Source organism: Streptomyces sp. NRRL WC-3549 (genome assembly GCF_000721935.1).
Lineage (GTDB): Bacteria > Actinomycetota > Actinomycetes > Streptomycetales > Streptomycetaceae > Streptomyces.
This window is the reverse complement of sequence record NZ_KL585414.1, coordinates 27,064-32,507: the sequence shown is the minus strand read 5'-3', so window position 1 is coordinate 32,507 and position 5,444 is coordinate 27,064. Positions and strand designations below refer to the sequence as shown.

Here is a 5,444-nt window from a genome sequence, read left to right as displayed (position 1 = left end):
AGCTCGATCCGGTGCAGGACGACCACCGGCAGGAGCCGTGTCGTCTTCTCCTGGTAGTCGCCGAAGCCGGGTTCTGCTTCGAGCACCTTGGCGAAGAGCCTGTCGCGCTCCTCGGCGGGCGGGACGGCCGCGATGGCCTCGTACGTCTCAGTGCCCGTCTCGACGGTCACCATCGGGTTCTTGCGGATGTTGTGAAACCAGGCCGGGTGGTGGGGCGCGCCCGCCGCCGAGGCGATGACGGTGGGCTGTCCGTCGATCTCCAGATAGGCCAGGGGGTTGGTCCGGCGTCGGCCGCTCCGTGCGCCGACGGTGGTCAGCAGGACCAGTCTGGCTCCCTCGAACATGCCGCCGACATTTCCGCGGTTGGCCCGGAACTCGGCGATGACCTGTCGTTGGAAGTTCTGGACATCGTCCATCGTTGGGGCTTGCTGCTCGGTCACTTCGTCCTCTCGGATGCAGTCCCGTGGAACAGGGCGTTGACCCACACGCGTACACACCTCGCGGGCACAGGGCAGGTGAGAAGTTACTCCGCACGCCACAAGAGGGTTCGCTTTTCCACGGCACCTCAACGCCGCCGACATCTTGTCGCCGACGGCATGAAGGCTTGCGAGCACCTTATAGGTGAGAAAGGAATTCGCAGAGTTGATTTTCGGTCACATTCTCGCTCGAGTATGACTCGAATATTACTGGTGCACTTCGCGCGCCTCCTATCAAGGGCTTGTTTGTGATGTCAATGTGAGTCACGCAACAGCATCAGTGGTCATGTTTCTGTAAAGTAATCCATTCACAAAGAAAGTCGCGGGAAAGGGCTCCAGGTATTCGTCCGAGGATGTATATGGCGCATTAGGAGCCACCGAGCCGGATTTACTCGTGCCTTACTTCCTGACTTACCCCAACAAAAAGTAGGGAGACCAATGGAAGGCCTTCTCTCCATGCGGACAGAGGCCGTGCCGGCCGCTGCGGACGTCGTGGCAGTGGCCGTACTCCACGCCGAAGAGGCGGAACGTCGGTGGCGTCCTGCCACCGAGGTCGTCCGCGCGGTCACCGCAGCCGGCTTCCCCAGCCACTTCGTGCCCGCGAAGCACGGCGGCACCGCCGGCACGTTCACGGCGCTGACCGGAGCGATCGCCGAGGTCGGCGCTGCCTGTCCGGCCACTGCCTGGTGCGCCTCGGTCACGGCCCACCTCGCGCGGATGGCCGCGTTCCTGCCCGCCGAGGGGACCCGGGAGGTCTGGGCCGCGGGCCCGGACAGGCTCGTCGTCGGCTCGCTCATCCCCGCCGGCCGCGCCGAACCTGCCCCCGGCGGCTGGCTTCTGACCGGCACCTGGCCCTACGTCAGCGCCGTCGACCACTCGGACTGGGCGCTGGTGTGCGGCATGGTGTCGACCCCGGAGGGGCCCCGGGCCATGGTGTTCGCCGTACCGCGCGCCGCGTACTCGGTACGGGACACCTGGTCGGACATCGGCATGCGCGCGACCGGAAGTCATTCCCTGGTCGTCGAGGGCGTCCACGTACCGACGCACCGGACGATGGACCGCGACGACCTCCTGGAGGGGCGCCTCGCCGATGCGTCGGCCCCCTGCCACACGGTTCCGCTGCGCGCGGTGAACGCCCTGTCGTTCGCCACCCCCGCGTGGGGCGCCGCACAGGGACTCCTGGCTCTGTGGCGGGAGCTCGTCGGACGGAAGCTCGACGGCCCGACACCCCCGCCGGTGACGGCCCGCGGATCGTACGAGGTCGTTCTCGCGCGCGCCTCGGGCGAGATCGACGCCGCCGGACTGCTGCTGGAGCGTGCCGCGCGGGTGGCCGATCAGGGCGGCCCGCTCAGCCCGCTGCTCACGGCCCGGAACCTGCGGGATTGCGCGCTGGCGATGGACCACGTCGTCGCCGCCGCCGACCGGCTGTTTCGGTCGGCGGGCACCGGGGCCCACTCGGTCTCCGCCCCGATGCAGCGTTACTGGCGGGACATCCACTCGATGGCCTCGCACGTCGTGCTGCAGTTCGACGCCGCCGCCGGGACCTATGCCAGAGAGATCTGGTAAATCCGGCGGCACCATCATCGATACCCAGATCCGGCGCCTTGGGGCGCCCCGGTCGAGAATACTTTGTTCGCGTTAAAGACGGGGATTCATGCAACATCCAGCGGAAATCAATGTCCTAGGGTCGATGTCCATTCGCCTGAATGGCAAATCGATCGTGCCGACGGCTGGAAAGCCGAGGCAGCTGCTCGCCCTCCTCTCTCTGCACTGCGGCCGGATTCTGCCCGTCTCCACGCTGATGGAGGAACTCTGGGGCGACGCCATCCCGCGCAGTGCGTCGACCACCCTGCAGACCTACATCCTCCAGCTGCGCAGACTGATCGCCGAGACATTGCCTCACGGGTCACAGCAGTCCGCGAAGGACCTGCTGGCGACCCACTTCAACGGCTACCAGCTGACATTGGCCCCCGGCGCGTTCGACCTCCGGGAGTTCGAGCGGCTCGCGCTCCTCGGTGACGCCGCGCTCGAACTCGACAATCCCCGGGACGCGTCGGTGTACCTGAACGAGGCGCTCGCGCTCTGGCGCGGCCCCGCGCTCATGGACGTGCCGAGCGGCCGGGTGCTGGCCATGGAGGTAATCGGCATGGAGGAGGCCAGGATGCGCGTGCAGGAGCAGCGGATCATGGCCGACTTACACCTCGGCAAGAACAGCGTGCTGATCCCCGAGCTCTGCCGGCTCGTCGCCCAGCACCCGATGCACGAGACGTTCAGTGCCCTCCTGATGATCGCCTTCCAGCGCTCCGGCGCCGGCTGGCGCGCGCTGCAGGCCTTCCAGCAGCTGCGCAGGACCCTGATCCGAGAGCTGGGCGTAGAGCCTTCCGGCCGCCTGCAAAGGCTCCACCAGGCGGTGCTGTCCAACACCTTGGACGTGTCGTTGCAGGACTTCCGTGCGGCCTGAACACCCGCACGGACAGTACGACGAGAAGCCGAGATCTGAGGAGACGAGGAGAGTCCTGTGCCTTTCACATCAGAGACGACCGCTGCCGATCCCGAGCTGACGGAGGTGGCGGACGGTGTGCTTGCCTATGTCCAGCCCGGCGGCGGTTGGTGCGTCAACAACGCGGGTGTGCTCGCCTCCGGCAACGCGGTCGCGCTGATCGACACGGCGGCGACCGAGGTGCGGGCCCGCCGACTGCGGGCGCATGTGGTCACGGACGGCCGGGCCGCGCCCTTCGCGCTGATCAACACCCATTCCCACGGCGACCACACCTTCGGCAACTTCGTGTTCCCCGAGGCGACGGTGTTCGCGCACGCCGGGACCAGACGGGAGATGGCCGATGTCGGGCTCCATCTCACCCAGCTCTGGCCGGACGTGGTGTGGGGTGACATCGAGCTTACGCTGCCCCAGGTCACGTACGAGGAGTCGATGACGCTGCACGTGGGGGAGCTGACCGCCGAGCTGCTGCATCCCGGCCCTGCCCACTCCATCAATGACAGCGTTGTCTGGGTGCCGGAGCGACGGGTGCTCTTCACCGGGGACATCGTCATGTCCGGCATCACCCCATTCTTTCCGCTGGGTTCGGTCGCCGGCTCCCTGCGGACCCTCGACCGGCTCCGTGAGTTCGGGGCGACCACCGTCGTCACCGGGCACGGTCCGGTCTGCGGACCGGAGGTGTTCGACGTGACCGAGGACTATCTGCGCTGGGTGCAGGACCTAGCCCGGCAGGGCGTGGCCGCGGGCATCGCGCCGAAGGACGTGGCGCGCGAGGTCGACCTCGGCCCGTTCGTGGAGCTGGCGGAACCCGCCCGGCTCATCCCCAACCTGCACCGCGCCTACGTCGAGGAACTCGACGCGGCACGCGGCGGTGCGGCGGACGTCCAGGCGATGGTCGACCGCATGGGCGAGATCTTCCAGGAGATGATCGACTACAACGGCGGCCCGCTCGTCTGCCACGCCTGACCGCCGGCCTCCGGCGCGGCGTACGCGCACGGCCCGTCCACGCCGGTGGACGGGCCGTGCGGCGTCGGGTCAGCAGGTACGGCGCCAGTAGACGCTGTACGCGTCGATCTCCACCAGCGGGTCCGCCTCCAGGCCCTCCTTGGCCCGGAACGCGTGCACCGCCTCCTTGCAGGACGGGATCATGTAGTCGTCGATGATGACGTAACCGCCCACCGAGAGCTTCGGGTACAGGTGGGTCAGTGCGTCCATGGTGGACTCGTAGAGGTCGCCGTCCAGCCGCAGCACGGCCAGCTGTTCGATCGGCGCGTCCGGCAGCGAGTCGCGGAACCAGCCGGGCAGGAACTCCACCTGGTCGTCGAGGAGCCCGTACCGGCGGAAGTTCTCGCGCACCGTCTCCTCGGAGACGCCGAGCACCTCGTTGAACGCGTGGAGGTTCAGCTCCCGGTCCAGCGGGTGGCTCCCCTCGCCCACCTCGGGGATCCCCTCGAAGGAGTCGGCGACCCAGACCTTGCGGTCCTCGACGCCGTACGCCTTGAGCAGCCCACGGGCGAAGACGCACACCCCACCGCGCCACACGCCGGTCTCGACGAAGTCGCCGGGAACACCGTCCGCGATGACCTGCTTGAGGCACATCTCGACGTTGTCCAGCCGGGGCATCCCGACCATGGTGTGCGCGACGCTCGGCCAGTCCACTCCCGCGTTGCGCGCCTCCCGGTCGTGCCCGTCCCCGCTGACCAGCGGGTTGGGGATGGCGGGGTCCTCGTAGATGACGTTGACGAGGATCCTCTTGAGCAGGGACAGGTAAAGGTCGGCGGTGTCGGGCACGGTCGGAGTCTCCACGGATTGCATCCCCTGAGGTCGGTGGTGGACGGGTCGGATGGTGTGGCTCATGGACGGCGGACGGACCGCCGGGCGAGGTCCGCGGTGACCCGCTCGACGACCTCGGCCGGGCTCGGCTGGGCGGCCATCTCGTCCCGTACCACCGCGGCGGTACGGGTGAAGGCCTCCTCGCCGAGGAGGCGTTCGACCAGGGCGCGAAGAGCGGGGACGTCCGCTTCCCCGGGGTCGAGGGAGAGGCCGACCCCGCGGTCGACGACCCGCCGGGCGCACAGCGCGTTGTCCGCGCCCTCGGGAACGATGAGCTGCGGCACCCCGTGGTGCAGGGCCGCCGCGGTGGTGCCCGAGCCGCCGTGGTGCACGACGAGCGAGCAGTCCCGGAGGATTCCCGACAGCGGGACGAAACCGGCCGGGTGGACGTTCTCGGGCAGCGGGGCGAACCGGCTCAGATCCGTTTCGCTGTCGGCGAGCACGATGTCGGCGTCCAGGCCGGACAGCGCCTCGATCAACGGGGCGAGACCGCCACCGCCGGGCAGCAGGGGGGCGATCGTGCCGAGGGTCAGGCAGATCCGGGGCCGGTCGGGGCGGAGCATGGCCCAGGAGGGCAGGGTCGCACCGCCGTTGTACGGCACGTACCGCATCGGCAGCCATGGGACCCCGTCCTCGGC

At 68.6% G+C, this 5,444-nt stretch carries 6 protein-coding genes; 3 read left to right on the top strand and 3 right to left on the bottom strand.

From position 1 onward, the window contains the following. A partial coding sequence (locus tag IH13_RS0121375; protein ID WP_037841956.1) for a nitroreductase family deazaflavin-dependent oxidoreductase occupies nt 1–416 on the bottom strand: 416 nt, incomplete at its 3' end. 516 nt (nt 417–932) lie between these two features. Between IH13_RS0121375 and IH13_RS0121370 the strand changes: the two genes are divergently transcribed. From IH13_RS0121370 to IH13_RS0121360, 3 genes are all read left to right on the top strand, one after another. Next, nucleotides 933–2,042 carry an acyl-CoA dehydrogenase family protein gene (locus IH13_RS0121370; RefSeq protein ID WP_037841954.1) on the top strand — a complete coding sequence of 370 codons (1,110 nt, stop codon included), beginning with the start codon at nt 933–935 and terminating at the stop codon, nt 2,040–2,042. A gap of 124 nt (nt 2,043–2,166) precedes the next feature. After that, complete coding sequence (locus tag IH13_RS0121365) at nt 2,167–2,937, top strand: AfsR/SARP family transcriptional regulator (RefSeq protein ID WP_234433345.1); 771 nt, start codon at nt 2,167–2,169, stop codon at nt 2,935–2,937. Nucleotides 2,938–2,994: 57 nt separating this feature from the next. Continuing rightward, the gene (locus tag IH13_RS0121360; RefSeq protein ID WP_082317661.1) at nt 2,995–3,939 is read left to right on the top strand and encodes an MBL fold metallo-hydrolase; all 945 of its coding nucleotides are present in this window, start codon (nt 2,995–2,997) and stop codon (nt 3,937–3,939) included. Between the two features lie 69 nt (nt 3,940–4,008). Here IH13_RS0121360 and IH13_RS0121355 read toward each other — a convergent pair whose 3' ends face one another. Next, entirely contained in the window at nt 4,009–4,779 is a 771-nt protein-coding gene (locus IH13_RS0121355; protein ID WP_234433344.1) for a TylF/MycF family methyltransferase, read from the bottom strand. Between the two features lie 47 nt (nt 4,780–4,826). After that, nucleotides 4,827–5,444: nucleotide disphospho-sugar-binding domain-containing protein (locus tag IH13_RS0121350; RefSeq protein ID WP_031086810.1), on the bottom strand; the 618-nt coding region annotated here is incomplete at its 5' end.